25 protein-coding genes are annotated in these 26,308 nt (G+C 68.7%); 9 read left to right on the top strand and 16 right to left on the bottom strand.

The genetic code is table 11. The annotated features are described in order from the left end of the window. Nucleotides 1-172: 172 nt before the first annotated feature. Nucleotides 173-745, top strand: a complete 573-nt coding sequence (locus VM681_03820; protein HVL87125.1) for a hypothetical protein — start codon at nucleotides 173-175, stop codon at nucleotides 743-745. Here the strand turns inward: VM681_03820 and priS are convergent. The 3 genes from priS to VM681_03805 are packed head-to-tail and all read right to left on the bottom strand — an operon-like array spanning nucleotide 742 to nucleotide 3,019. Beyond that, nucleotides 742-2,028, bottom strand: coding sequence for a DNA primase catalytic subunit PriS (gene priS / locus VM681_03815; GenBank protein ID HVL87124.1), 1,287 nt, complete (start codon nucleotides 2,026-2,028; stop codon nucleotides 742-744). The two genes, VM681_03820 and priS, sit on opposite strands and share 4 nt — an antisense overlap. 32 nt (nucleotides 2,029-2,060) lie before the next feature. After that, nucleotides 2,061-2,342, bottom strand: coding sequence for a winged helix-turn-helix domain-containing protein (locus VM681_03810; GenBank protein ID HVL87123.1), 282 nt, complete (start codon nucleotides 2,340-2,342; stop codon nucleotides 2,061-2,063). Further along, nucleotides 2,339-3,019: a hypothetical protein gene (locus VM681_03805; GenBank protein ID HVL87122.1), complete on the bottom strand. Its 681-nt coding sequence runs from the start codon at nucleotides 3,017-3,019 to the stop codon at nucleotides 2,339-2,341. The genes VM681_03810 and VM681_03805 overlap by 4 nt, the downstream gene beginning before the upstream one ends. 162 nt (nucleotides 3,020-3,181) lie before the next feature. Between VM681_03805 and VM681_03800 the strand changes: the two genes are divergently transcribed. Together VM681_03800 and VM681_03795 are read left to right on the top strand one after the other, a co-directional pair. Next, complete coding sequence (locus VM681_03800; protein HVL87121.1) at nucleotides 3,182-3,745, top strand: hypothetical protein; 564 nt, start codon at nucleotides 3,182-3,184, stop codon at nucleotides 3,743-3,745. Nucleotides 3,746-3,749: 4 nt separating this feature from the next. After that, the gene (locus VM681_03795) at nucleotides 3,750-4,730 is read left to right on the top strand and encodes a DNA cytosine methyltransferase (protein HVL87120.1); all 981 of its coding nucleotides are present in this window, start codon (nucleotides 3,750-3,752) and stop codon (nucleotides 4,728-4,730) included. An 86-nt stretch (nucleotides 4,731-4,816) separates the two neighbouring features. Here VM681_03795 and VM681_03790 read toward each other — a convergent pair whose 3' ends face one another. The 11 genes from VM681_03790 to VM681_03740 all read right to left on the bottom strand — a co-directional run bounded on the left by VM681_03790 (nucleotide 4,817) and on the right by VM681_03740 (nucleotide 17,660). After that, complete coding sequence (locus VM681_03790; protein ID HVL87119.1) at nucleotides 4,817-6,526, bottom strand: hypothetical protein; 1,710 nt, start codon at nucleotides 6,524-6,526, stop codon at nucleotides 4,817-4,819. Beyond that, on the bottom strand, nucleotides 6,523-6,981 hold the full coding sequence (locus VM681_03785) for a hypothetical protein (GenBank protein ID HVL87118.1): 459 nt from the start codon (nucleotides 6,979-6,981) through the stop codon (nucleotides 6,523-6,525). Before VM681_03785 ends, VM681_03790 begins: the two co-directional genes overlap by 4 nt. Before the next feature lie 69 nt (nucleotides 6,982-7,050). Continuing rightward, nucleotides 7,051-8,499, bottom strand: a complete 1,449-nt coding sequence (locus VM681_03780; GenBank protein ID HVL87117.1) for a hypothetical protein — start codon at nucleotides 8,497-8,499, stop codon at nucleotides 7,051-7,053. 79 nt (nucleotides 8,500-8,578) lie between these two features. Then, entirely contained in the window at nucleotides 8,579-9,115 is a 537-nt protein-coding gene (locus VM681_03775; protein HVL87116.1) for a MarR family transcriptional regulator, read from the bottom strand. A gap of 1,662 nt (nucleotides 9,116-10,777) precedes the next feature. Further along, a complete protein-coding gene (locus tag VM681_03770; GenBank protein HVL87115.1) occupies nucleotides 10,778-11,587 on the bottom strand; it encodes a hypothetical protein in 810 nt (269 codons plus the stop codon). Between the two features lie 292 nt (nucleotides 11,588-11,879). Continuing rightward, nucleotides 11,880-13,535, bottom strand: a complete 1,656-nt coding sequence (locus tag VM681_03765; GenBank protein ID HVL87114.1) for a transcriptional regulator — start codon at nucleotides 13,533-13,535, stop codon at nucleotides 11,880-11,882. Between the two features lie 197 nt (nucleotides 13,536-13,732). Beyond that, nucleotides 13,733-14,662 (bottom strand): hypothetical protein, encoded by a 930-nt coding sequence (locus tag VM681_03760; GenBank protein HVL87113.1) that lies wholly within the window; start codon nucleotides 14,660-14,662, stop codon nucleotides 13,733-13,735. Nucleotides 14,663-14,786: 124 nt separating this feature from the next. Then, complete coding sequence (locus VM681_03755) at nucleotides 14,787-15,866, bottom strand: DNA primase large subunit PriL (protein ID HVL87112.1); 1,080 nt, start codon at nucleotides 15,864-15,866, stop codon at nucleotides 14,787-14,789. After that, the gene (gene pcn, locus VM681_03750; GenBank protein HVL87111.1) at nucleotides 15,863-16,603 is read right to left on the bottom strand and encodes a proliferating cell nuclear antigen (pcna); all 741 of its coding nucleotides are present in this window, start codon (nucleotides 16,601-16,603) and stop codon (nucleotides 15,863-15,865) included. Before pcn ends, VM681_03755 begins: the two co-directional genes overlap by 4 nt. A gap of 36 nt (nucleotides 16,604-16,639) precedes the next feature. Beyond that, nucleotides 16,640-17,065: an NUDIX hydrolase gene (locus VM681_03745; GenBank protein HVL87110.1), complete on the bottom strand. Its 426-nt coding sequence runs from the start codon at nucleotides 17,063-17,065 to the stop codon at nucleotides 16,640-16,642. Nucleotide 17,066: 1 nt separating this feature from the next. After that, entirely contained in the window at nucleotides 17,067-17,660 is a 594-nt protein-coding gene (locus VM681_03740; protein HVL87109.1) for a DUF531 family protein, read from the bottom strand. Between the two features lie 38 nt (nucleotides 17,661-17,698). Between VM681_03740 and VM681_03735 the strand changes: the two genes are divergently transcribed. Next, entirely contained in the window at nucleotides 17,699-18,742 is a 1,044-nt protein-coding gene (locus VM681_03735) for a bifunctional phosphoglucose/phosphomannose isomerase (protein HVL87108.1), read from the top strand. A 143-nt stretch (nucleotides 18,743-18,885) separates the two neighbouring features. On the opposite strand, the gene VM681_03730 is transcribed toward VM681_03735, so the two are convergent. Further along, nucleotides 18,886-19,458, bottom strand: coding sequence for a DUF99 family protein (locus tag VM681_03730; protein HVL87107.1), 573 nt, complete (start codon nucleotides 19,456-19,458; stop codon nucleotides 18,886-18,888). A 98-nt stretch (nucleotides 19,459-19,556) separates the two neighbouring features. On the opposite strand from VM681_03730, the gene VM681_03725 reads away from it, so the two are divergent. The 3 genes from VM681_03725 (at nucleotide 19,557) to VM681_03715 (ending at nucleotide 24,255) form a co-directional block, all read left to right on the top strand. Continuing rightward, nucleotides 19,557-21,245 carry a S8 family serine peptidase gene (locus VM681_03725; protein HVL87106.1) on the top strand — a complete coding sequence of 563 codons (1,689 nt, stop codon included), beginning with the start codon at nucleotides 19,557-19,559 and terminating at the stop codon, nucleotides 21,243-21,245. Nucleotides 21,246-21,336: 91 nt separating this feature from the next. Next, the gene (locus tag VM681_03720) at nucleotides 21,337-22,839 is read left to right on the top strand and encodes a hypothetical protein (protein HVL87105.1); all 1,503 of its coding nucleotides are present in this window, start codon (nucleotides 21,337-21,339) and stop codon (nucleotides 22,837-22,839) included. 48 nt (nucleotides 22,840-22,887) lie between these two features. Next, entirely contained in the window at nucleotides 22,888-24,255 is a 1,368-nt protein-coding gene (locus VM681_03715) for a S8 family serine peptidase (GenBank protein HVL87104.1), read from the top strand. Between the two features lie 105 nt (nucleotides 24,256-24,360). Here VM681_03715 and VM681_03710 read toward each other — a convergent pair whose 3' ends face one another. Further along, nucleotides 24,361-24,834 (bottom strand): hypothetical protein, encoded by a 474-nt coding sequence (locus VM681_03710; protein ID HVL87103.1) that lies wholly within the window; start codon nucleotides 24,832-24,834, stop codon nucleotides 24,361-24,363. Between the two features lie 6 nt (nucleotides 24,835-24,840). On the opposite strand from VM681_03710, the gene VM681_03705 reads away from it, so the two are divergent. Together VM681_03705 and VM681_03700 are read left to right on the top strand one after the other, a co-directional pair. Continuing rightward, complete coding sequence (locus tag VM681_03705) at nucleotides 24,841-25,845, top strand: winged helix-turn-helix transcriptional regulator (GenBank protein ID HVL87102.1); 1,005 nt, start codon at nucleotides 24,841-24,843, stop codon at nucleotides 25,843-25,845. Between the two features lie 92 nt (nucleotides 25,846-25,937). Then, nucleotides 25,938-26,308: hypothetical protein (locus VM681_03700; GenBank protein ID HVL87101.1), on the top strand; the 371-nt coding region annotated here is incomplete at its 3' end.

Here is a 26,308-nt window from a genome sequence, read left to right as displayed (position 1 = left end):
AAAGCTATATTTGCGCCGGCTGGCAGGGCGACATGAACGACTTCTGTATCGGTGCGTACAAAGAGGACGGCTGGGTTTTCGGGATCAAGTGTATCGGCGCCAGTACGTAGCTTGGGAATGTACGCCGCTCGTACAACAAGAATAAGATACCTGAAACTGAGATGAGTTCCCAATGCTTAGCACATCGTGGCGACCCGTGGTTGCGCTTCTCCTCACTGCCCCGCTCTTGGCCGGCTGCCTCGGGGCCGACGAGAGCGTCGATCCTGCCTCGAACGAGGGCCTGGGCGATCGTCTCGACCGCGAACCGGGCGAGATCGTGGACGAGGTCGACAACGCGACCGAGACGTACGTCGCCTTCCAGCGCGTGTTCGAGGGACGGCTTCCGGACCCCAACGCCCAGATCGGCCTCATCCACGAGTGGCCCTTCCCCGTCGTGGAGGACGCCGTCGAGATCGTCGTCGTCTACACGGTCACGTACACGGGCAACCACCCGCCCATTCTGTTCCTCTACGACGCCAAAGACGAGCGCGCGGCCAACAGCCGCGAGGAAGGCTGCGGCGCCATCGAGCCGGCCGTGAACAAGAAGCTCGAGTGCACGATCCGCCTGTCCAAGGGCCTCGGGGCCGGCGACTGGAGCGTCGTCGTGGCCAACCAACTCGGCCTCACGGTCGTGGCCGACTACTCGGCCGACACGACCGTGCTCGCTCTGCGCGGCCCGGCGGCCGAAGCCCCGGCGGAAGCCTAGACGGGCGCGTCGGCAAACAGCGCCTTGCGGCGCAGCATCATGAACATGGCGGCGGCAAGCGGAAGCTCGTGCTCGCCCGCCGCGACGTCCCACTCGCGCCCCCCAAGACGGAAGCGGTCGGGTGCTCCCACCTTGACCCGGACCGGCGGCTCGCGCTCGCTCCAGGCAACCGCGTCGACGAGCGGATCGTACGCCGGCAGGTTCTCCAGCGGGACGATCGTCACGCGAAGCCCCGTCTTGCCGTGGATCGAGCCCGGGTGGCGGATGAGGCGCTTCACGTCGCTTGTCACGGGCTCGTCCGTCTCGCCGGCCGTCTCGACGGCGACCTCCTGCTTCCAACGCTCGAGGAGCGGCTTCGGTAGGACGGCGGAGACGGCCTCGCCCGACGCGGCTTGCTTTCGCGCCACGGCTTCGAGCGTCTCCCGCGCGCGCTTTTCTCCCACGCCGGGAACGGCAAGCAGCGCGGCCAGAGCCTCTTCCTCCGGCATGGCGCGCAGCGCGTCGACGCGCCGCAGGATTGCGCGCGTGAGCCGCCCGCCCCAGCCGGGCTCGTCGGCCGAGGGAAGGACGGGCGCCCGGCGGGCCTTCCGTCGGAACTCGTCCTGCATGTACGCCCGCTCCCGCACGAGCGTGTCGAGCGCGAGCCCATTGGCCGTCACGTAGTCGACGATCTCGCGGCGCTCGGGGCTTCCAAGCGGCAGCACGTCGGGGTGCGTGACGTGGACGTGGTAGCCGCGTCCGCCCGAGAAGACGATGCGAAGGTCGTCCTTGGAGAAGCCGAAGTCGCGAAGGAGGAACTCCTCGACGAGCCATACCGCTTCGCCGCGCACGCGCGCGAGAAGCTCGTGGAAGGGCTGCCCCGCGGCGCCGGGCAGGTGGTCGGCGTCGAGGTCGAAGATGAGATCGGCGCCAAGCCAGTGCTTCTCCTCCATGGTGGGCGCGGCGGGCGTCTCGTAGTACGCTGTGCTGTAGTAGGCGTGGGCCGGCACGTCGCGCACGAGGAAACGCTGCAGCTCTTCGCGGGAGCGGAATCCGAGGTGACGCGAGACGAAGCGCTTGCCAAGGTACATGAAGCCCCATTCGCGCCGCCCAAAGCGCGGCGGCATCCAAGGGTCGGTCCGCGCGTAGTGCTCGCGGAGGCGCTCGTTCACGAACTCGACGGTTCGCGCGATCGCGGCTTCGAGCGCAGGGTTGGGAGGCGAGGACGGCGCGGGCGACGGCGAAGACAGCGCGGCGGCGGGGGGTGCCTGGGTCGACGGCAAGGTGCCGGGGGGCGATCCCATCGCGGGCCAAGGAGCCGCGGACGGCTTCAAGGTTACCGCGTGCCACGGGTGTCGTCGTCGCGCAGGATGCCAAAGTCGGCAAGGAAGCCCCGGAAGCGGGCGAACTCCCGGAGGAAGGTCTCGCCCTTCTCCGTGAGCTTCCAGGGCGGCCCCGTGACAAGCCCCGCCTCCGCAAGCTCGGCGAGGTAGCGTCGCATGCGGTCGCTTGGCAGGTTCGCCTCAAGCTGCACGGGCGTGATCTTGGCGCCCTCGCCGCCCTGGGCCTTCACGGCCCGCAGGATGTCCGCGTAGATGGCGACGCGGTCACGCGTCATTGGGCGGACCCTCCCCGCGCGTCGCGGGCCATCGCAAGCAGCAGGGCGGCCAGGCCGACGACGAGGGCGAGGTTCGCCGCCGTGAAGAGCGTCGACCGCAGGCCCGCGTCGGCCACGGCCACGGCGGCGAGGAAAACCTGGCTTGCGGCAAGCCAGCCGTAGCCGACGACGACGAGGGCGCGGTTGAGGCTCGTCCGGCCGCTTGCCGCAAGGTGGGCCGTGACGCCGGCCACGAGAAGGGCCGTGAAGCTGTGGCCCACCGTGACGGCGGCCCGCAGGCTCGTCTGCGTGAGCGAGAGCACCGCGAAGGGGACGAGGAGGGCCACCGCGCAAAGCAGCAGGACGTGGTAGGCGATCGTGGGCTCGCGCTCGGGCGAGTCGCCGTGGCGCGCGCGCAGCAGGTACCCAAGGGCGATCGCCGTGAAGGACGCGACCTGGAGGACGAGGTGCAGGACGTGCCAGCCACCGTAGGGCGAGTCGAGGATGGCCGGAAGCGTGAGGGGGGCCGAGAGCGCCAGTCCCAGGAAGCCAAGGCCCGGCAGCCGGAGGACGGCAAGGCCCCCCAGGCGTTGGGCCGCGAGGAGGAACCGCGCGCCCAGCAGGAGGGCAAACGCCGTGCTGGCAACGCTGGCGAAGGTCGTGACGGCTTCGGGCCCTAGCACCATCGGGGCGGACACGCTCGCAAACGCATTTGAACCCGGCGAAAACAATCCGCCGGCGCCAGGGCCGACCGGTCAGAAAGAGAAGGACCGGGACTGCATTGACAGCCGTATGATGGTGACGATACGCTACCGGTCCCGGTCCAAGCCTTGGTTAGTTTCCTGCCGAAGATAAGCGAAATGGACTTGGCGTACATGCAGCAAATCTCAAGCCCCCGTCCTGTCTTCCCCCTCCTGATTCCCGTGCCCTTCGAAGAGTACGACGTAACGTTCCAAGGGATCACCAACGCCTTGGGCTTCGAGGCGGGCGAGGGGGCGCTCCGGGTTTGGGGCGACTACGAGGCATATAAAGCCGAGGTGGTGGCGATCGAGGAGACTCGAGGCAGCCGTCGCAACGCGTTCACCATCGTGCGCCTGACCATGCCCACCCCCGCGCCCCAAGAGGTTCACGTCGCGACAAGGGGCGCCGAGGAGGACTTCGGCGTGCCCCCCCTTCCCGCGCAGGCGACCGGAAACCCCGCATTCGAAAAGAAGCTCGCCCTCCACGCGGCCACGCCCGCGGCCGGGTCGGTCGTTCCCACGGACATCCTGAACAAGCTGTCGGTGGACACGGAGCGCCTGCACCTCTGGGTGAAGGGCCACGAGGTCGGGTACGAGATCCTCGGCGAGAACGCCGACGCCAACTACTGGATCAACGCCATCGAGCTCTTGGGAAAGGTCGCCGACCGCGTGCGCAAAGGCTAGGGCGATGCCCCGGATCTCGCGCCGCGGCGGGGGATTCACCGTCGTCGACCTTTTCTCCGGCGCCGGCGGAGGCACGCGCGGCTTCCACGAGGCTGGCTTCCGCACGCTTGCGGCCGTCGAAGGCTACCGGCCCATCGCGGAGACCTTCACCAAGAACTTCCCGAAGGTGGAGGTGATCTGCGACGACTTCAAGCGCGTCGATCCGGCCACGCTTCCGTCGTGCGACGTCGTCCTTGCAAGCCCCCCCTGCGAGCCCTTCACGGCCGCCAACGCGAAGCGCTACGCCGATCCCCTCGACCGCCTCTACAAGGACCGCGTGGGGGGGCTCGTGTTCCACACGATCCGCGCGGTGAAGGCCGTCGCGCCCCGCGTCTTCGTGATGGAAAACGTGCCGGGCATCGCGGAGGGTGCCCTCGTTCCCGAGCTGCGCCGCCTCTTCCGCTCGGCGGGCTATCCGCGGATCCATTTCAACCGGATCGCGTGCGAGGAGCACGGGCTTCCCAGCCGGCGCAACCGGATCTTCGTCTCGAACGTCAAGCTCGATCTCCCGCGCGTGGAGCGGCCCCCGACGGCCTGGGAGGCCATCTCCGATCTGGAGAGCCTGGAGGCCGACGTTCCCAACCACGAGGAGCTCACGATGAGCCGGCGCGAGCGAGGCCGCGTGGAGGGCTTGGGGACGGGCGACTCGATCTACCACTACCGCTCCGCCACGGGCAAGGTCCTCGGGCACAAGACGCGCATCCGCGCAGACGAGCCGGCGCCTACGGTCATGGGATCGTCGCGCTTCCTGCACCCGTTCCAGGATCGCTACCTTACGGTTCGCGAGCACGCGCGGCTCATGTCGTTCCCCGACGAGCACGTCTTCCTGGGCGGCCGCAACGTTCAGTACGACGAGGCTGGCGAGGCCGTGCCGCCGCTGGTGGCCCGGCAGATCGGAGACCAAGTCCGAGATGCCATTGAAGGGTCGCTACGGGTTGTTGGCTGATGACGAGTCGCCTCGGGCCCGCGCGATCCAAGCAGGCGGGAGCCGGCGGAGGGCAGGACGGCCGGCTCGTGGCCGGCCTCTCCGGCTCAAACCGTCGCCGCATCTGAGGATCCGCTCCGAACGGCGGCCTCCACCAGTTGACCAAAGTATCGCAGTGCTCGTTCGGAAAGAGGTGTTTCCGATGCGTCGGGATCGGCAAACGTCCTGATGTGGAGCCGAGCGTTGAGTTGGTAGAACGATGTGAATCGGTCGTCGTTGCTGGGGGCGTAGACTTGATTCGCCTGGAGAATCGGAATTCCGGCGACGACCTCAAGCCGGTGCGGGGCGTGCTCCGCGAGCAATTCGACCCAGCCATCGCCCGGGACGATCAGGTTAAGGTCGGGCGTTTCGAGCCTTGGCGCTACGTGCCCGAGGTACGGCGAGCAGCCGGCGATCGAAACTCCGTACCCCCATCCGGGTCCTTGAGGCAATCGGAGTCCAAACAACCACGCGCGCGGCAGCTCGCTGGGGGCAAGCCGGATGTGGCGGACATCCAAACCTTCCACGAACTCAACTTTCGCAGACCGATCTTCACCGTTGGAAAGGAGCCAACGTGCCTCGACCCGGTGCGCCGATCCATAGTCGAGCGTCCCGAAAAGGTACTCCGCGGCAAGCTCCGTCGGGGACCAGAGCGTTACGACGAGCCCCTGGGCGTCCCGCCCGATTGTCGTGAATTGCGCGATCGCCTGCGTGGCGCTGCCGGGCACGATACTTCCATCGACGAACCAGTCGATCGTCGCTCCGTCGATGCAACCCCTCAACGTGGAGACCATTCGGGGCTTGCGCTCGTACATGTATCCGTCGGCGGAATTGAACCAATCGAAAACGACGTTCCCGCGAAGGTTCGGGTCGGGCTGGCGGTTCCTCAAATCCACGTGCACGCTCATCGTGTCCTTGAATCGCAAGATCGTCCCGAAGTCCAACCGAGCTTCACCGGTCACATCGCGCACGGTGAGGCGGAAGGGTACGTCGCGGTCTGGCGGCAAGTTGCCAAGCGGGATGACAAGGAGCCCCTCGTGAAGCCATCCGACCCGATAAGTGCCCATGACACCATTGGCCGTCCGAGTCCCCGCACCAAAGCTCAGGCCGCGGAGAGCTTCACCGTCCAGGAACGCCTCGACACGCGCCAGACCGAGGTCGGCCACGTCACGGATTCGCACGACGAGGTCGGGCACCCGGCATACGAACTCCACGCGCGCCGGGATTTCAGGCCAATGCATGGACAAAGGGGCGACTTGGGACGGAGGGGCTCGATTCGAGGGGCCGACGAGTTCGATTTCGAAGGCAACGCCCCCGCTTCTACCCGACACCGTCCATTCGACGGCGTGGATCCCTCCGCCCAACCGAAGGGTGAAGGGAACCCACGCCGAAGGCCACGCCAGCAGGTTGACGGTGTCGGCGCGTTCCCCGTCGATGCGGACGGAAAGCCAGCCCGCTCCCACCGAGGGCGTCTGGGGGATCGCGCGCGCGTAGAAGGAGATGTACTCGACGTCGTCGGTCAGGATGCTGGCCCCCTGGACGGGCCCCTCCGAGACAGTGCGCAGCATCGTAGTCCCGCCGTCGGGAAGCTCGGCGGTGTCGAGCGTCCACGCATGGGACCCCCAAAGCCTCACAACGGAAGCGTCGAGAGGCTCGAGGAGATCCTGGAACGAAAGGGCGCGGACCGGCGCGTGCGCGCCCGCGTCGGTCTCGAAGGCGCCGAGGGGAAGCGTCGCGAGCACGATCAGAACCGCTGCGCTGCGCGTCACGCCGCTCACCGATCCAACCCGTCCGGCACCGCGTTCGCTTTGTTGCATGCCCGAAGGTCTGCGGCCAAGATGCGCTCGGCGGACCCCCCTGTAAGCAGGCCCGTGACCTTGGCCCCGAACCGGAATCCGGGGATCCACGTGCACTGGCCCGGCGCGATCGAGACCTCAAGGCGCAGGCGCGCGCGGCATTGCGCTCGGCCGGCACCGATCGCTTCGTTGCTCGCGCGACTGCCGTCGGGCCCGTCCAGTTGACACGACATCACCACGGGCTCTAGCCAACCGGTGGCGGTGGCCACGCCCGAAACGTCCAGCACGCATCGATCGGTCGATGCGGAGCATTCCGCCTTGGACTCGAACCAGGCGGCGATGGGACATTCTTCCCACGGGAGACAGCCAAGGCCGTCCGACGCCACCGCCGGCGGAAAGCCGACGACGAGAAACCCGAGAGCCAGTGCAATGCGCATGACCCTCGGGTTTGCCGCCGGCGGCATAAGCTTCCTACCAAGATAGCAGGACGGTTCTGCAGCAACGTCTCATTCGGGACAACGAACCCAGACAATCGCCGGACGAATCGACATGTGGGCTCCTTCGTAACCCCATACTTTGAAGCACGTGTCGACGTTTGCGGCGATGCTGATAACTACGTACGATTGGTGCTCGTTATCGGTCTCGAGTTCGACATCAAGGAACCAGCTTGCGACTTTGGCGCCAGCCGAAATGACGGCTTTCGAGCCCCGCTCAGAGGTGTAGGTGAGGTCCCTCTGCATCCCAGCGGGTACCTTGATAAGAGTTGCGTCGTGAGGCGGGTTGAGCGGTCCCGGATTTCCAACGAGCCTCGGGTTTTCCGCGGTGTTCTTCACAAACCCCTTGAAGTACTTCTTCATGCTGCCATCCGCATACTCGGCAACGCCGAACATACCGGGTCGGAAAAGTTCCCATGTTCCGTGCTCTGCGCCCGCCAACTGGCCCGTGCATTCTTCACGCGCCCGGAACGTCTGGTAATAACCTCCCCAGCTGGTCGGGCCGGCAGCAAACCCGCCGCTTGCCTTCGAATGAACGGTTACCTTTGCGCAGAGCCTATAGTAGATTTTCAGGTCGTATGCGACGCCGTTAGGAGGCGTCACCGTGTGGACCGATCCTACAACAACATCGCCAACTTCATCCCACACCCTCTTGGGCTGCTTTTCTTGCCACTCGCAGTATTTTTGGCTGTTTCCGCGCGCCATGCAAGAGGGCGGGGCCGGGTACGAGGATGGCCGGTACGAAGCCGTAGAATACGAGTGGGCAAGGGGTGCAAGCTCTTCTGCACCGGTTGACTCTCCCTCCTCGAAGCCGTCGGGGGCTGGCTCGTCGACGTGCAGACGCAGAATGTAGTCCCACCGCCACCAGTCCCCTTCGCGCGGCCAGAGCCAAGGCGCCCCGTACTGAATGTAGTACGTGCCCTCGACGACGGGTACGTTCCAGAAAATCGTATCGCCCGTGGACATGGGCATGGACGTCATTGCCAGGCGTCCGTCGTGCAGGATCGTATACCCGAAATTGGGAAGCGTGCCGGAGTATTCCATCGGCAGGATCAGGGTCCAAGGCAAAGGATCGTTGAAACTGGCAGAATTGTCGCCCCCTGTGCCGACGGTCAGCACAGGTGGGGCGCCGCGAAGGACCACGTCGACTCGCGACTCGTACCACGGAACCCGAATGTCCAGGGGGCCCCTTGCACGGTGATCTTCTTCGTTGAGCGTAATTCGTCCAAGGTACGGGATCCGCTTCTCCCACAGGAAGTCGCCGACGGTACGCTGCGGCAACGACGGGTTCGGATTCACGTCGATGGGAAGGGCGATCGCCGGCCCGTGTTCAGAGCGTTCGATCGTTCCCAGCAGAGCAGCGGCCGAGGGAAGGAGAAGCAGCAAAGCTGAGAAGACGGTCCACGACGCTGCCGGCACCGCACGGTTTCCGCTCATGCCCGAGCGATCGGCGAGAAGCAAGAAAAGGTCCCCCCCAATCTCGCCGAAGCTTGGCTCTAACGGACGATCACGGACGTTCGCGGGCCCCGCGTGGGCAGCGCTAAGAAGATCCCGCCGGAGGCGTGCGCTGCACCGCCACCACTTGCCGCGTGCGGCCGGCGGGCAGCAGCTGAACCAACCCATCGGCCGCCAAACGGCTTGTCGCGGCGCTCACCGTCGATTTGGGCAGGCCAAGTTCCGATTGAATGTCGATCTGGAACATGGAACCCCGTGCGCGTACGAGGGCGAGGACAGCGGCCGTCGCGGGCGCCGTCGTCGCGAGAATCTCCTTCCGGGCGCTGGGTGACGAACGCCCGCTTGCAAACCACCGCGCGTGCCCGTTTCCGGCCCGGTCCAGAACGCCCAAGCGATGCAACGTCAAGACGTGCGCCAGCGCAGTCTTGTAGGCAACGCCGTGGTGGCGGGCAATGGCACCCACACGCACGCCCGGGTTTGCGCAGATGAACTCGTAGATGCGCGAGCGCAAAGGATGGGCAAGGACGTCCTGACGCGAGATGCGATGGTACAAGGCGTACGCGGCGGCCAGAAGGGTACCGATCGCAAGGCCTACAAGCGGCAGAGGGTTCTGGGGTTCCAACGCGGATCCTCGCGGCAGCGCCGAAATCCGGGTTTGGTCGAAAAGTGAGCTCTCGCTCCGAGAGACGGGGTCCAAGGTTGTCGCTTGCGTCGTAGGGCTTGCCGTGGTCGGAGCAAGCGTTGCAACGCCCGCTGGTCCCGGCGCGCCAGTCTCTAAGGGCAGTGGTCCCGAGCGTTCAGGCGAAGGGATGGGAAGATGGGCTTCAGTTTCCGGGCTTTCGAGAGAGCAGAACTCTTTCTCCCCCCCAAAGATGGGAAGTTTGCACGAGCCCTGGACGAAGAGAGGCCTTTCGCTTGACCCCGGATCGACGCGGGCCTGGACGCTTGCACCGAGAACTTCCTGGGCGGCGGCTCGAGCGGGCTCGGGCGCAAACGTGGGATTGGAGTCCATCGGGCACGCAGGAGGTTTCGCTGCAAGCCGCTTGCGTTGCCCCGTTGACGACGGGTCGGCTTCGAAGGTGAACTCCAAATCTTCGCCGCTGCAGGGCCCATGGATGGAAGCTTCCCCGGTTCCCTGAACTCCCGCGTCGGACCCCGTGCCAAAGTTAGGCGCACATGTGGGGCTGCCAAACGGGCACGCATTCATGTCCGGTGCTGCGCCTGCCGCAGGCGCAAGCGCGATGCACGCGCTTACGACAAGCAAACGCGCCCCTCTCGCGGCCACGGATCTTTCACCCCGCCCGCCGTCGGCGACGATTGGCTTCAATCTGCACCCAATCTGCCTGGAGGGTGGAGAGCCCGCCAATGACGACCCTTCGTCTCTGGCGGCCCGCCGCCTCCGATAAACTAGGACCGGTTTCCGGCTGGGGGAACATGGCTTGCCTACAGTCCCCCGCCGCCAAATTCATAAGGCTTGTGGTCCGCCTGCTCGTCGGCCCACGCGGTCGCCGAAGATCTCCTCGCTTCAGGTCCCGCGGTTTGCGGCCATGCCCGATCCAATGCCCTTCGTTGTCGGAGGAAAACCCCAAGTTGCACGGTTGGAGCACGCTCATGAGTTCCTCGTGCTTCCTCCATCGAGCAGGTGCGCGCGCACTTCGAGAAAAACAGGAGCGGCGGTTAGGCCGTCTTGGGGGCGCAGCTTGACGTTTGTCCCGCGTCGTCGCCCCTGTTCGTTGCCTGCGCGGCCGTGGCAGGTCGGGCGAGTCGGCCGCAACCTGCAACCGGGCGCGAGTTTGGACCATGGCTTCGTCGGGCTCAAGAGGCGCAGGGGGTTTGCGCTCCGGGGTTCGCGCCGTCCGCCTCTTCCCCGGGCTGCAGGGACGCCGACCCCTCCGCGTCGGCCAAACGGGGGACGCCTGCGGCAGGCGTGGGCGACGCGAGCCGCCGCAAAATCTGACGACAAAGTTGCTCGACCTGTGACCCTGGCGCCTCAAGCTGCGACGAATGTCCGCTGAAGCTCGATGCGCACATCCACCCCGAAGACGTGATCCTTGCCGGGCAAGCCGGCAAGAACCGCCGAATCGGCGCCCTTGGGCGACCCGCCATCGGCCGCGCCTGCGAGCGCTCCGGGTGCCGGCACCCCTCGGTTAGGATACCGTCGCACCCTTGGCCAACGCGCAGTCGGACGGGGGCCCGCGCACGGCGGCCGGGCCCGGAGTGGCCCGCGCGATCAGGCAGGCAACCAGGAGGAATGTCGCATACGAACGGGCTCGCGATCGAGAGGTCATGTCTCACCGACTTGCACGAGGGGTTTTGGGTTTGCGCCCAACTTCCCGGAATCCTCGATCGAGCTTGCGCGCGTCACGCGGAGGTACACGTTGTACGGATGCGCCAAGTTCCAGTGCGTGGCAAGGTACGATCCCGGTGGGGGCTCCGGGTGGAAATAGTCGTCGTGGTTGCAGTCGAAATGTTCGTAGTCGATGCATGCGGCTGGATTGTAGGGCATCAAGTCCCGCGTCGTCCGCGGATCGAGGAACCGATCGTCGTAGCACATGATGTCCTGGCCGTCGAGGCAGTGGCCGTACGCGGTCGCGTTGGGAGAGGACCGCTGGACAGCGCCCATCGTGTGGGCAAGCTCGTGGAGCATCACGATCCAACTCTCGATTCCGAAGGTGACCGCATACCCTCGCTCGATCACGTTCTCGTTGTCGGGGGCCAGCCGATGGTCCTGCCGGAAATCGCCGAGCCCGGCGACGCCTTCGATGCTCCGCCCGTCATACCAGACCCAATACTTCACGCCCGCGCGACCGTAACCGACGGCCGCCAGATCGTCCTTGATGCGGCGGAAGGTGGCGTTTTCGGCCGTCACCGCCAAGACAACGTTTGCGACGTCGGCCTGGCCGTCCTTGCACGCGACCCGAATCCGCCCCTCATGCTCAAACAGCCGTGCCTCGCGGTCGATGGCGCCCGTGGCAAGCTCGACGAGCTTTCGTACCTTGGGCGCCATGGTTTCGAACCGATCCGGCGCGTCGGAGGCGCGCGCGTAGATCACTTGGACGTGCGGTGCCGACGTCGGCGCGCAATCGGGCGGCACCCGATTCGGGCAGGCCCCAAACCACGGCATGAAATCGCCTGCGCCTTCCGACAAGCATGGATTGCGAAGTTCCCCCACCGAGCGCGAAACCGACTCGTCGGATGCCGCCTGCAGGGCGAGCAACGGAAGCGCGGATGCCCCCACGGCAACCACAAGGACGAAGGCGGCCCAAGGCCAGGCACGGGAAGCGAAGACGGCTCTCATCGCCCACGGGAGCCCTGGCTGCAAAATCAAACGTGCCCCAGATTCTTGGAACCGTACGGAAGGATCAGGCGCACGACGCCCTCGGCCCTCACGGCTGTGGCTTCTCGGCCTGGCGCGAGGGAAACTCCGAGACGAAGACGAAACGGCCCTCGCGCCGCACCGTCACGAGCCCGGCCGCTTGCAGGGCCCGCACAGCCGACGTGGCCGTCGCCTTGGGCATCGCCAAGGCGGCGCGAAGGTCGGCCAAGGCCACCGTCTTCCGCTCGCGCACGAACTCGAGCACGAGGCGCGAGGCGGGGCGCGAGGCGGCGAGGTGGAGGCGCTTGTCCGCCGAGGAAATCGAGCCGGTGGCAAAGTAGCGGCGCTGCCCGTCCCCGATCCCTTCGACGTAGCCGAACTGGGCGAGGTACCGCAGGTGGGCGCCGACCGTCTTGTAGCTCAAGCCCAGGCGCGCCGCGACGGTCCCCGTGCGGAGCCCCGGCTCCCGCCGGATGAGCTCGTAGACGCTGCGGCGCGTCTCCTGCTCGAGGGCCCTTTCGCGGGAGATCCGGTGGTAGAGCCCGCCCGCAAGGGCCGCCAGCGTCAGCAGGGCGCTCCAAGCCTCCGCCGGCGAAGGGGCCGGGGGAGCCGGCCGCGCGGCGGCCAGGCTGCCCCGGGACGACCCCGAGTCTGCGGGACCGTAGCCAGGGAGGACCCCGCGCGGGTCCGCCGCCGACGGGATCGACGGCGTCGATTCCTTGTCGGCGCGTGAGGAGGAAGGCGCATGACCCCCGGAAGCTTCCGAGGGCGAAGGGGGCTCCTGCGGTGGCGGGCCGGGCTCCGCCGGCACGGCCAGCACGTCGGGCGTCGAGAAGCTCGCGTGGCAGGCGTCCTGCGTGACCAAGGGCGCTTCGCAGTCGAGGCGGGCGCTGGCGCGCGCGTCGCCGGCGGCGCCGGCCACGTCGAGAGCCGCCTTGGCGACCGGATCCCCGACGCCCGGGACCGGGGCGGGGTCACGATGGGCAACCGCGGCTTCGCCCGCATCCGGGGGAGCGACCGCCGGCGGACCCGGAACGTCCGGGCGGGAAGGCGAGGGGAGGCTCGCGAGGATTGCGCCGCACACCGCGCGGGCGTCGCCGTCGAAATTGTGTTCCGCGGCGGCGCCCTCCCCGGCAAGGCCTCCTCCGGCTCCCGCCCAGGCGCGGGCGACCGACCTTGCGCAGGGAACGAAGAGCTCCACGGACGCGCTCGTCTGCCCGTGCGCCCGGGTCGAGGTCACGAGCCGGATGAGCTCCACGAGATCGGGAGCCCCCGCGTGCATCGATTGGAAGCCCGCTTCGTACCGCAGGCGAAGAAAGGGTTCGTCGGAGTCGGCGGCAAGATGCGAGGGATCCAATGCGATCTCCACGAGCACGCCCGCAAGCGGCTGGACGGAAGCCTTGGTCCGGCTTCCCTCCAGAAGATGGGCGGCCACGAGGTGGTGCGAGTTGCGGCATGGGGCGTCGACCCATCCCACGTGGAGGATGGCGTCGACAAGGCAGCAGGCCAGAGGCGCCTGCGAGCAGTCGGCGGCGCTTGCCGTCGGCGCGGCAAGCGCAGCCGCCAGCACGGCGCCGGCGACGGAAAGATCGGCCAGGCGCCGGGGAAGCCCGCGGCTTCCCTTGCGGCGGGGGCCAGGCAGGCGCGCAGGAGGCAAACGACAAGACCGGCTCACGGCGCGTGGCGCGGCGAGCAGAAGGCCGATCGCGATGCTTGCCTGCCGCATGCCTCTCCCGGCGGCCTTGCCGCGCGGGCGGTCATGAAACTTGCCCCAACTTGCCGGAACCGTCCCCGGCGTCCGCTCCCCTGCGTGCCGCGTGCGGATCGTTGGGGGCTCCACGCTCCTCTCCCACCCGCTCGTCTCCTACGCATCGCTTAATGCTTGCGTCCGCTCCGCCGGTAACGCGCCCGAACGCATACGTCCTAGGGAGCCGCCAGCGGCCGGAACTCGAAGAACCCGTTGGCCGGGCGTCCAAGGTTCCAGTGGCGGTCGAGGTAGCTTCCGGGCGGCGGGTCGGGATTGAAGTAATCGTCGTAACCGCAGTCGAAGTACTCTCGGTCCGTGCAGCGCAATCCGTTGTAGGACAGATCGCGGGCGTCGCGCGGTTCGCTTTGCCACCAGTCCGAATAGCACATGTAGTCCTGGCCCTCGTTGCAGTGGCCGTTGGGCTGCGAGTGGGGCGCGTTTGCCTGCACGGCGCCCAGCGTGTGGCCAAGCTCGTGGATCATGACCTCGAAGTTGGGCTTGCCGACCACGGCGTAGGCGACACGGTTGTTGTTGGCGTTCTCGGGGCCGGGTCGGCTGTCGTAGTACATTGGGTACGCCCAGCCGCCGCCTCCCAGCGTCCGGTCGATCACGACGAGGTACTTCACGTTGTTGCGGTCGTAGCCTTGAGCCTTGAGCTCCGCCAGGATGGAGAAAGAGCTCCAGGTCGGGTCCCGATCGCGCATGGAGCCGATCACCACGTTTCTTACGGACACCTCCCCGTCGGCCTCGCAAGCCATGCGGAACCGGATGTCGCGGCCGAACACGAGGCCCTCACGGTACACGACGCCGTTTGCGAGCTTGACGTGCGCGCGGATGTCCGGCAGCAACAGCTCGTACCGGTCCTCGCCGTCGGGCGCACGAGCGTAGATCACCTGCACGTGCCGCTCCCGGAGGTCCTCCACGCAGAAGGGCGACACCGACGGTGGGCAGCCGGAGGCGGTGGGGATCCCGTCTCCGCCTCCCGCGAGCACGCATTCGTCCACGGCGGGCCGCGGCCCGGCGCCTACAGGAAGAGCCCCTGAGCCGGCCAGCAGGGTTGCGGTCAACAAGGCTGCCATCGTGCGAAGCCATCGTGCGACGTGCATGCGCTCAAGACCCACGGGGGCCACTTCAACTTCCTTCCAACTTGCGTGAAACGACGACCGCAGGAAACGGCTTGCGAGCCGGCCGCGGATCGCATGCGCCAACCCCGATGGAACAACGCGCGGGCTACGCGCCTACCGTCCCCTTGCCGGGGGAGCCCTTCTTGTCCTTCATCGCCCACCGGTAGTAGATGAGCGGGTGGTGCATGCCGCGGGAGAGGCAACGCGCGTCGCGTTCCTGCAACGGACAGACGTTCCACGATTGCATGGTGGAGCAGCCCGGCGCGGTGTAGCCTTGTCCTTCCCCCTTCTTCGTGATGTGCTCGACCTGGTAGCGCGTGAGCGATTCCTTGAAGTCGGGCGCCTTCGAAAAGAGCTTCATGATGGCTTCGGCGTCCATGCCGATCCCGTGGAGGAAGCTCGTCACCGCAAAGCGCGCCGTGTGCGGCGCGTTCACGCCCGCTTGGAGCTGCCCCAGGATTCCCTTCATGCACGGGGGAAGCAGCGCGAGGTCCACCTCGCCAAGCGACGAAAGCTCGAAGCGCTTGGCTTGCTCTTTTGCCTTCGCGGCGAAGGCGGCGGCGGGCTCGTCGAAGGCGCGACGGACCTCCGGCGAAGGATCGACGGGGAGCTCGGACTCGATCCGCCGACGGAGCGCCTCTTCGGCAAGGCGTCCGAGGCGCCGCGCGTCGAGCGCCACCCACCCGGCGGCCACGCGCTGGTTCACGAGCTTCCACGCGGGATCGCGCAGGGTGACGGCGTGCCGCAGGTAGTCCGGAAGCGCGACGGAGAGGCCGCGCGTCCGAAGCCCCAGCGACGCGGCGACTGCCTCGACGATCTCCTCGCGCTCGCCGGAGAGGTGCGCGGTGAGGAGCTTCGATTCGGCCACGGCGAGCTTTCGCACCACCATCGCGTGCCCCGCGCAGCTTGCCACCATGCGCGCGACGCCCCACGAGAGGATTTCGACGACCGCCTCCGAGGGCGTGGCCGCCGTCGATCGCGGGATCGCGTCCCCGTCCAGCGCCTTTGCCACGCGGTCGAGGCCGCGCGAGCGGGCTCCGGCAAAGGCGCGGTCGTGCAGGACGTCCGCAAGCGTGGCGCCGGCCGAGGCGACAAGCGCGGACGCCTCCGGAAGGAAAGGGTACCGAGCGAGAAGGGCCGGATGCTCGGGCAGAGCCCGCGCCGTCGTCGGCGCCATCCCGCTCATTCGCTCTCGATGCGCGGGGCCAGCAGGAAGGTCACGTGCCCGTTGCCGCCGGCGATGTCGAAGTCGAGCTTGACGGGGTAGTTCGTGCGCAGCGAGATCGTCACGTCGCTTGCTCCCTTGGCCGCCTTCACCATGTGGCCGAAGTAGTCGAGGGAGAAGAGCGATCGGACCTCGTTCTCCGAGCAGCGAAGGTTCGTGAGCTGCTTCTTGTCGAGCGCGAGGTTGACGACGTCGGTGTCGCCGGCGGCCGCAAGCTCGAACTGCTGGGGCGTGGCGCGAAGCTCGATGTGGTCGGCCACGGCCTCGCTCGCCCGCACGCCCCGCTCGAGCTCCGAGGCGGCGATTGCGATCGTGGCGGGGAACTCGAGCTTGGGCATCTGGGCGTCTGCCATGGCCGAGGTGTCCACGAGGCTCATGCGGCGCACGAGGTTGCCGATGCGGATGACGAGGCGGTTGCCCTCCTCGTCGAGGGTGAAGGTGATCTCGTCCTCGGACTGGGCGAGCTTGAGGACCTCCTTGAGCTTGTCGACGTCAAGGCCAAGCTCGCGGTCCTCGGCCTTGTACGTGACGAAGGCGCCCTTCGATAGCGTAAGGTCGAGCATGGCGACGCGCGCGGCGTCCACGGCGCGCAGCGAGAGGCCGTCCTTCCCGACCTTGAGCTTGACCTCGTCCACGAGGGTCGAGATGGCGTCGATGACGGTGCGCAGGACGTCGGCCTTGCAGCGGGCCTCGAACATGGAAAATCCCTTCGACGGGCGGGAAACCCTCCGCGCCTATATAGGCTTTCCAGGGAGGCTGCGCATCCACTCCGAAAGGATCTTCGCGTGGTCGAAGGCGAGGTCCGGCAACCGACCGAGCGGGAAGATTCCGACCTCCGCGCCGTCGTCGCCGGCCGCAAGGGTTCCACCCAGCCGCGACAGCTCGTACGCGACGCTCACCGTGTGGCCCCGCGGGTCGCGCGAAGGGTCGCTGTACACGCCTGCAAGCCGCGAAACGCGCGTCGCCAGGCCCGTCTCCTCGAGCACCTCGCGCACGACGGCGGCCTCGGTCGTCTCCCCCACGTCGACGAACCCACCGGGCAACGCGTAGCGACCCGCGAAGGGGGGCCGACCGCGACGCACGAGGACCACCCCACCGTCCAACGGAACGATGCCGTCCACGGTGAGCCGCGGCGACTCGGGGCGCCCGGGCGTCGCCACGCTAGGCTCCTCCTGCCGCGCGGTCGGCTGCAAGCGCGCCCACCACGGCGCCCATGGCCGTGGCGGTCTCGAGGCTGAGCCCCCGGCCCGTCACGTCGAAAAGGTGCCGCGCCTGCCCGAACACCTCGCGCGGCGCGCCGTGGGGCCCAAGCCCGAAGACAAACGTCGCCGACTCGCGCCGGACAAGCTCGCGCGCCTGACGCAGCGAAAGCGCCTTTGCGCCCTCGGCCCGGCTCGTCGTGAGCACGACCGTCCCGAGCTGCGGCGGGAACCCCGGGTCCGGGAACGGGAAGGCGGCGAAGCGACCCGCGGAGGCGAGCTCGCGGAAGTACTTGCCGCCTTCGCCGATCGTCGTGCTGTCGGCCACGAAGTCGGCGATCTCCACGGGCGTGCGGAGGTCCACGCCCGTGGGCCGCTCGCGGCGCCGCCCTTCGTCGAAGGGAAAGCCGAACGTGGCCACGTTGCAATCGTAGGCCATGGCGAGCGGCGCCACGCGCGCAAGCGTCCGGCGGTGCTGCTCGTGGAACCGGGCGGGATCGTAGGAATTGTACAATCCGAGCGTGAGTCGCGGCCCCCGTCCGTCGGTGCGAACCATCGAAACCCCTATCCGGCAAGGCCCGCATGAGGGCTTGCATGAACGACGGAAGCGTGGGCTCCTCCCTGACGGGCTTCCCCGACCAGGTGCGCGACGCGATCGCCATCGGCCGCGCGTTTGCGCCCCGCGCCACGCGCCCCGTCTCGCGCGTGGTCGTCTGCGGCATGGGCGGCTCGGGCATCGGCGGCGCCCTCGTGGCCGCCTGGGCCTCCCGCGAGGGCGGCCGCACGCCCATCGTGCTCCACCACGACTACGGCCTGCCCTCGTTCGTGGACGACTCCACGCTCGTCGTCGCCCTCTCCTATTCCGGCGACACGGAGGAAACCCTCACCGCCTTCGAACTTGCGGGCTCGCGCGGCGCCGCGCGCCTTGCGGTCACGACCGGCGGCAAGCTCGCCGCGCGCGCGCAGGCCGCAAGCGTCGACGTCGTCGCGCTCCCCAAGGGCTTCCAGCCCCGCGCCGCCGCCGGTTACCTCACGATTCCGCTCGCCTTCGCGCTCTCGAAATGGGGCGCGGTGCCCGACCCTGGCGCCTCCTGCAAGGCCGCGCTTGCCGCCGTCGCCGAGCTTGCGCCCGCGCTCACGCCCGACGCGCCCGCCGACAAGAACGAAGCTCGCGCGATCGCGCAAGCGCTCGTCGGCCGCATCGCCGTCTGCTACGGCCTTGGGCCCTACGCGATCGCCGCGCGGCGGTTTGCAAACGAGCTCTCCGAGAACGGGAAGGTCCTCGCCTTCCACGGCGCCATCCCCGAGATCTGCCACAACGACCTCGTCGGGTGGTCGGGCGACGACGCCTCGCGCGTGGCGCTTGCGATCGTCACGGGCCCCGAGGCCGGGCGCGCCAACGAGGAGCGCGCGCGGTTCATGGAGACGGTCGCGCGGGAGCGCGGCGCGGCCGTCGCGCGGCTTGCCGCAAGCGGGGGCGACTTCCTCGCCAACCTGTTCTCCGTCGTGTACCTTGGCGACTGGACGAGCTACTACCTGGCCCGCCTGCGCAACGTGGATCCCACGCCCGTCGAGGTCATCGGGCGGCTCAAGAGCGAGCTTTCGCGTCTGGGCACGATCGAATCGTGGAAGCCCTGACGCGGGCACGTCGTATACGAATGTATACGTATGTATACAACGGCGCCGTCATCGGTCGCTAGGGCCGTCCACGACTTTCGCCGCGGCCGACGCCGGCCGCGTGGAACGCGCTGCGGCGCGTTCCCCGGAGCCGTCGTCGGCCGCTACGGCCGCCCGCGGCTTTCCCCGCGGCCGACGCCGGCCGCGATGAGATGCGCCAGCCGAAGCGGCTCGGGCACAAGACCGCGCACCGTAAGCGAAGCGAGCAACGCCGAGGCCTCCGGGACGGTCATGCCAAGCGCGCTCACGTGCGCGCGCCCGTTGGGAAGATCGACGGGGGCGGGCGGCCATTGGGAAAGGAGCGCGAAGCGGCGGGGCCCGTCGGGGAAGTGCTTCTCGAGCGCCGCGCGGATGGCGTCGAAGTCCGGCGTGTCGCGCGTGAAGGCGACGACGGGGATGCGAAGCTCGGCGTGGAGGCCCGCAAGGTCGACCACGTTGAACCCGCCCAACACGACGCCGTCGAGAAGGATGGCGCGCAACCCTTCCCGGTACCGGCTCGTCCGCAGCGCGGCGAGGAGACGCTCCGTGGCGTCGTCGCCGTCGACGAGCACCTCCGTCCGCAGCACGGCTTCGACGTAGTCGGGCCCTCGCGCGACGACGCCGATCACGTCCGTCCGCTCGTCGTCCCAGCCGAAGGGCCCGTCGTCGAAGGCGACCACGCGCGCGTGGGCCTTCACGCCGGGGGAACGGCGCGCGGGGGCTTGAAGGCTTACCGGGCGGGCGCGCGGCGATTCCGCAACGCTCAAGCCGCCGGCGGCGTGCTGGCGCCTCGTTGATGCGTCTTGCCGCTGCCGGCCTTGCGCTGGCCATGCTTTCCCCCGCGCTCTCAGGGGCGATTCCCGTCGAAGCGCCGTCGACATGGATCGTCGGACTTGCGCTCGGCGCTCACGTTTCCCCCGGGGAGCGCCGGTGGGATTCGACCGTCGTGCGCGTGGACGACGATCTCGCCTTCGCCGTGGTGCGCACGCTCGACGCCACGCGTTTTCGCGCGCACGCCGCGGAGGATCGTGAGGTTTCCTTCGTGAGCCCCGAAACGGCCTTTGCCGCCGCGTGGTTTCCGAACGATCCGCGGTTCTGGGACCAGCGGAACCTCTTTGCGATCGAGGCGCCGCGGGCGTGGGATTTCGCGCCGCTTGCGGCAAGCGCGGCGCTGTGCGTCGTCGACACGGGCCTTCGCGGCACGCACGAGGAGTTCGCGGGCCGCGTGGCCGGGTTCGTGGATCTCGTGGCCGGCCGCGAGGAGCCCTACGACGATCATGGGCATGGGACGCTTGTGGCCGGCGTGGCGGCGGCGGCCTCCGACAACGGCGTGGGGGTGGCCGGCGTGGCGGGCACGGCGCGCGTGTACGCGGCCAAGGCGCTCGACGCAAGCGGCCGGGGCACGGACGCGGCCGTGGCCTCGGCGATCGGATGGTGCGCGCGTCAACCCGAGCCGCGAATGGTTGTCGTGCTGAGCTTGGGAGACGAGGAGGGAAAGGAGAGTCCCGTCCTGGCGCGTGCGGTGGAGCGCGCGGCGGCGGCCGGCATCTTGCTCGTGGCCGCGACGGGGAACCGCGGCTGCGACGGCTGCGTTTCGATTCCCGCACGCTACCCGGACGTGCTCGCGGTCGGGTGCGCGACGCTTTCCCTTAAGCGGTGCGGGTTCTCGCCGCGCGGGCCGGAGGTCGACCTCGTGGCGCCGGGGGAAAACGCGCTTGGCCCCTGGAGCGGCCAGGACGACCATTACCTGCACCGGACGGGAACGTCGGTGAGCGCGCCCTCGGTCGCCGGCGCCGCGATCCTCGCGTGGTCGGCCGCGCCTTTTCTCTCCGCCTCGGACGTGCGGCGCGCCCTTGAGTGCTCGGCGCGCGACCTTGGCGCTCCCGGCCGCGACGCGGACTTCGGGAACGGGCTTCTCGATGCGCGCGAGGCGGTGCTCGCGGCCATGGCCGGCGCCTGCCCGGGCGGAGGAGCGCCCGACGCGCCGCCCGTCGCGCGTTGGTCGGCAGACGTGCGCGGAGCCGTCGTCGCGCTCGACGCCTCGCCGTCGTTCGACCCGGAAGGCCGGCCTCTCACCTTCCGCTTCGACCTCGGCGACGGCACCGTGTGGTGGGGGCCCCGCGTCGCGCACGCGTACGAGCGGCCCGGAACGTACACGGTTCGGCTCGTCGTCGGCGACGGCCGCAGCGAGGTCAACGAAGCAAGGACGATCGCGGTCCGCCCCGCCGCACCGGGGGAGCCGACGTTCCATGCGAGCGTCGAGGACCTGGCGGCGACGCTTGTGGTCCCGCCCGCGCTGTCGGGATGGGAGGCGACGTGGGACTTTGGCGACGGCAGCGCCGCGCGCGGCGCGCTTGTCGTGCACAACTACGAGGCGCCGGGCTCATATGGCGTCCTGCTCGTCGCCACGCGCGGGGACGAGCGCGTGGAGCGGTGGGACGTGCTTTTCGTCCCCAATCGCCCCGCGGTTCGAGACGTCGTCTGAAACCGCGAAGCGGCGTCAAAGAAAGCGGGCGACACGTTTAAGCCTCCCCACTCCAGCCCCGGTGCGGGAGAGAATGGCTGCGGGGAGGCTATTGCCGCGTCTCGTTCTCGTTCTCGTCGTCGTCCAGCTTGCCGCAGGCCTCGCCGAAGCCGAAGGCGCCCCCGCGCGGCTCTCGTGCGACGCGGGCTGGCATGGGCTTGGGTGCCAGGCGCGCGTGCTCGCGGACGAACGGGAGGCGTCCTTGGACGCGCCGTCGCCGGGCGTCGAGCGCCCGACCCTCACTGCGGCGGCGGACGTCCCGTTGCGCGGGCCCGAGGCGGAAATCCGCGCTTACGCTCTTGCCCGCGACGCGCGCGATCGGGCGCCGCGCGCGCCCGCGCTCGACCTCGAGCTTCTGGGTTGTGACGGCTCCCATCCGCCGGGCTTGTTCTTGGAGCGCAGCCTTTGCATGGAATGGCAGACCGACGGCAGCCTGCCGACGCCCCCCGCGCTTGAGCGCTGCGGGTTCCGCCAGACGTACCACGGCACGGCCTGGATTCCAGGGGAGACCGAGCGCTGCATCTGGCAAACGGCCAACGGCGCCGTCCAGCGGCTCTTCGACGATTCCCTGTTCCTCTCCGTTGCCTCCCCTCTCCAACCGGTCGCGGTTCGCGTCGACGGCTCGTCCTGGGTTCCGTCGGCTCTCAACCTCGACACGGACGCCTTTTCCCCCATCGCCGACGCCTGGCTGCTCCTGGACCGGCTGTTTGCGGAACGGGACGCGTTGCGCACGCTCGTTCCCGGCGTGAGCTTCGACGTCGAGCCCACCCTGCCGGAGGCGTCGGCTCCCGATCCCAACGTGGGCGTCGCGGTACGGGACGCGAGCCTTTCCGCGCGTCGCGACGCAATCGCCGGCGCGCTTGAGACCGCCGACGCGCCGAACCCGCCCCGCCCGAGCGCCGCCGTCTCCCCCACGCTTGCGAACCCCGAGACGGCCGCCCTCTTGGTGCCGTCGCTTGCTGCCTCGCGATCGGTGGTCTCGGAGGCGGCCGCGCGCGCTCCGCCGCCCGAATGGCTGCGAGGCGGCACGCTCGTCTCCCTGATCCTCGCCGGGGCGACGGCCGCGATGGCCGCGGCGGCAACGCTTCTGTACCACCGCATACGACCCGACTCCGCGCTTCGCCAGGACCTTCGCGCGAGCATCCACGAGCGCCTGCTGCGCCAGGAGGGGGTCGTGGCAAGCCACCTTGCCCGCGAGTTTGGCGTCGACCGCACGACGGTGGCGCACCATCTGCGAACGCTCCTTCGGCTGGGCCTTGCGCGCCGGACCGTGGTCGGGCGCGCCATCCTTTGGACGTCGCCCGGCAGGTCCGAGCCGCTCTCCCGCGGCGTCGTCTCGCCCCCCGCGCGACGCGTCCTGGAGGCGGTGGCTTTGCAGCCGGGCGGCACGCTGCACGACTACGCCCGCGTCCTGGGCCATTCCCGCGCGCGCGTCCACTACCACTTGCGGCTCCTTGCCGCCTCAGGAGAGCTGCGACGCGACGATTCGGACGGTTCCCCGCGATACCGGCTCCCCACGACGACTGCCGGATCCGGCCGCGCAGGCGGAGGTTGAAAAATGCAGGGAAAATGTTCAAGGGATCGGTTTCGCGCTTTGCACGGCATGCGCATGCGGTTCCTCGTAACGGGCTTGTTGGCGGTCTCCCTTCTGGCTTCCCCTTCACTTGGAGGCCTTGTCGCGGACGAGCGCCGGCCTACCCAGCTGGCCGTCGTCTTCGACGGCGGAATCCCTGACGACCTGGACCGCGTCGCATCCTCTCTCGGATCCGTCGTCGCGCTGCGAAACGACGTCCTCCTTCCCTTCGTCTCCCTCGAGTTCCCGACGCCTGAGCGCGCCTCCCTCGCGTCCGCGCTTCTTTCCGCCCGCCCCGGCGTTCGCGCGGTGTTTCCCGTGCAGCTCGCGACGCTCGAGGGGCCGCTCGACTCGGTCCCCGCGCTCAAGGACGCGCTGCGCGACCGACAGTGGGGCCTCGCTGCGATCCGGGCTCCCGAAGCGTGGGCGAGCATGCCTCTGGCAAGCGTTCCCACGCCCGTGGGCGTGCTCGACACGGGCGTCGCCTGCGAGCAGCCCGACCTCGCGGCCGCGTGCGCGGGCCCAAGCTACGACCTCTGGGGCCACGGCACGCACGTGGCCGGCATCGTCGGCGCCACGCGCCAGAACGCGATTGGCATCGCCGGCGTTGCCGACGCCCTCGTGGTCCCCATCCGCGTGTTCTCGGACGCGCCGAACATTCTTGCGGCCAACCCCGGCCCGATCGGAACCTCGCCCCAGGTGGCCGCCGGCGTCCTGCAGGCCACAGCCTCGGGCGCGCGCGTGATCTCCATGAGCTTCAGCTTCCCCGGGTTCGACGGTCTCGTGAACCTCGCCCTTCGGATCGCGGCCGCAAGCGACGTCGTTCTTGTGGCCGCCGCCGGCAACCACCCTTGCACGGACCCGAACCCCGGCGTGCGGTACCCCGCAAGCGACCCCCTCGTCGTGGCCGTGGCCTCCGTGGACAGCGGACTTGGCGTGTCGTGCTTCAGCAACCAGGGCGGCGCCGTCGAGCTCGCCGCGCCGGGAGGCGGCATCCTCTCCACGTACTCGCACGAGGCGTGGCTGTACGTCTCGACCATGCACGGGCTGTGGGGACGAAGCTTCCAACCGTCCTGCGTGGGCTTCTTCAGCAACGTGCAGTTCAAGTCCCAAGCCGAAAGCGGAAGGGACCTGCGGCTGCCCGAGGACATGGACCCCCGCGAGGCGCTGTACTACTGCCACCTGAGCGGAACGAGCATGGCCACGCCGCACGTCTCGGGCGTCGCGGCCCTCGTGCGGTCCGCCTGCCCCACGCTTGACGCCGACGCGGTGCGCGGCATCCTCGTCGCCACGGCGCGCGATCTTGCCGCGCCCGGTCACGACGACGCGACGGGCCACGGCATCGTGGACGCGAAGGAGGCCGTGGAGGCGGCGCTTGCCGCCTGTCCCGAGCCGTGACGTGGTGATCCGCCCAGAGCCTAGAACGCTTCGCGCGCGGTCCAAAAGCGCGAGCGATACGCTTATGTAGCCGCAATCCAGCCCTGCGGTGGGAGCGGAATGGTTTCACGAAGGCGTTACGGGTTCCTTGCGGTGGTCCTGACGCTTTCCTCGTTGCTGGCAGCCGGGGTCGCGGCCCAGCCGCCCGCAGCCGTCGAGGTCCACGCGCGGGCCGATCGGGACCATGTCGAAGCCTCCGTGGCGCCGGAAGCCTCCGGCGAGCGGGTCGTAACCCTCGACCACGCGGAAGCCTTGCCCCCGCTTCCCGAGCCCCCGCGCGTCGGGGATCTCCTGCCCGCCCTCGAGCCCGTGAGCGTGCCGGTGGGCCCCTTGGTCCTTGAGGCCTTGGACCTTCTCGTTGCCAAGCTGCGCAGCGCGCCGTCCCTTTCCGCCCCTTCGTGCGAAGACGTGGAGATGGACGTCTGCAAGGACTTGAAGGTCGAGCTCTTTCCCGAGCACGGCGTGCCCTTGCACGGTCCAGGCGCGCCCGGTGGAGAGGATCTCTTCCACGATGACTGCGCGCCTGTCGATGTCGATCATCGCATCATGCTCCGACCCGGAAGGTTCCTTGCCTGCGAGTTGGCCTACGTCGTGTGGCTCGTCCAGAACCCCATCCGGTACTTCCACGCGCATGTTCGTCCGTCGGACGTTCCAGGATACGGCCTTCTTTCCGAAACCCGACCCGAAGTCCATCCCCCGCCGCTGGCGCCCGCGCAGATTGACCTCGTGGTCCCGGTGGAACCGCCGGATGTCATTGTGGTCGTCGACGAGCGCATCGAAAGCCCGGATCCCGCAGGCGTCCTCAACGCGGCCGTCGTGGAGCCCGAGATCCTGCTTGAAGACGATGCCGCCACGGTGCTCCGCGGTCGGCTAACCGCAGACGACGCCGATCCTTCCCGCGCCGCCATCCTTCTCAGCCTCATGTCACCGGCAGCCTCCCTCATGGAATCGATCCAAACGAAAGCTCCAGCGTTCCCGTCTGGTCCAGGGCGCATGGGGGAGACGGCTTCCCAGCCAGGCGCCGTCGCGTCTTTCCCCGAGATCGGCGTTCCCTTGCAGCTTGCCGTCGTGAGCGCGACGATCCTTGCGTTTGTCGCCTTTTTCTACCACCGCGTCCGCCCCAACTTGGCGCTGCAGCAGGATCTTCGCGCGCGCATCCACGAACGACTGCTGCGCGAACCCGGCGTCGTGCCCACGTACCTGGCGCGCGAGCTTGGCGTCAACCGCACGACGGTCACACACCACTTGCGCACGCTGGGGCGGGTCGGCTTGGCCAAGCCCGTGCCAGCCGGACGCTCGACCGTCTGGGTTGCGGCGGGAAAGTCCGCCGAGGTCCCGCAGACGGTCGTCTCGGAAGCCTCGCGGGCGGTCCTTGCGGCGATTGCCAAGCGGCCGGGCTTGACGCTCATCGAGTACGCGCGACTGCTTGGCCACTCGAAGACGCGCGTGCACTATCACCTCAAGGCGCTCGCCGCCCAGCGCGCAATCACGACTCGGCTCGACGGAGGGCGGAAGGTGTACGCGGTCCAAATTCCCGGCGAACATGCTTAACCTTCGACCGCAGCGTCCAGCAGATGGCGGCGGGTTGCGTGCACGGACGAAAAGGCAGGGCAAATGGTTGCGTGATTGTGGCCGCTTGGATCGTGGCAGCCGGATGGGCCGGGAGCTTGGGGAACCTCAACGAGGCGGCCCAAAACGTCCGCGACGCGGCGTGCGCGCTTGCACGCGCCGATCCCTTTCACGATTGCCCCGCGTGGACGCACCGGTACGACGGGCCCGCAGGATTGTCTGACGGCGCGTTTCGGATGAAGCTTGCGCCCGACGGTTCGACGCTCTACGTGGCCGGAACCAGCACGACTCGCGCAAGCTCAGACTTCCTCACGATGGCGCTGGACCCGCAAAGCGGCCTTTCCCGCTGGATTGCCACCTACGACGGTCCCGGGAACCACCTGGACCTCGCGATCGCCATCGACGTCTCAACGGACGGCTCGCGCGTCTTCGTGGGCGGGTGGAG

Source organism: Candidatus Thermoplasmatota archaeon (genome assembly GCA_035541015.1).
In the GTDB taxonomy this organism is placed as follows: domain Archaea; phylum Thermoplasmatota; class SW-10-69-26; order JACQPN01; family JAIVGT01; genus DATLFM01.
The sequence above is the reverse complement of the archived record's forward strand: the minus strand, read 5'-3'. Positions and strand labels throughout refer to the sequence as shown.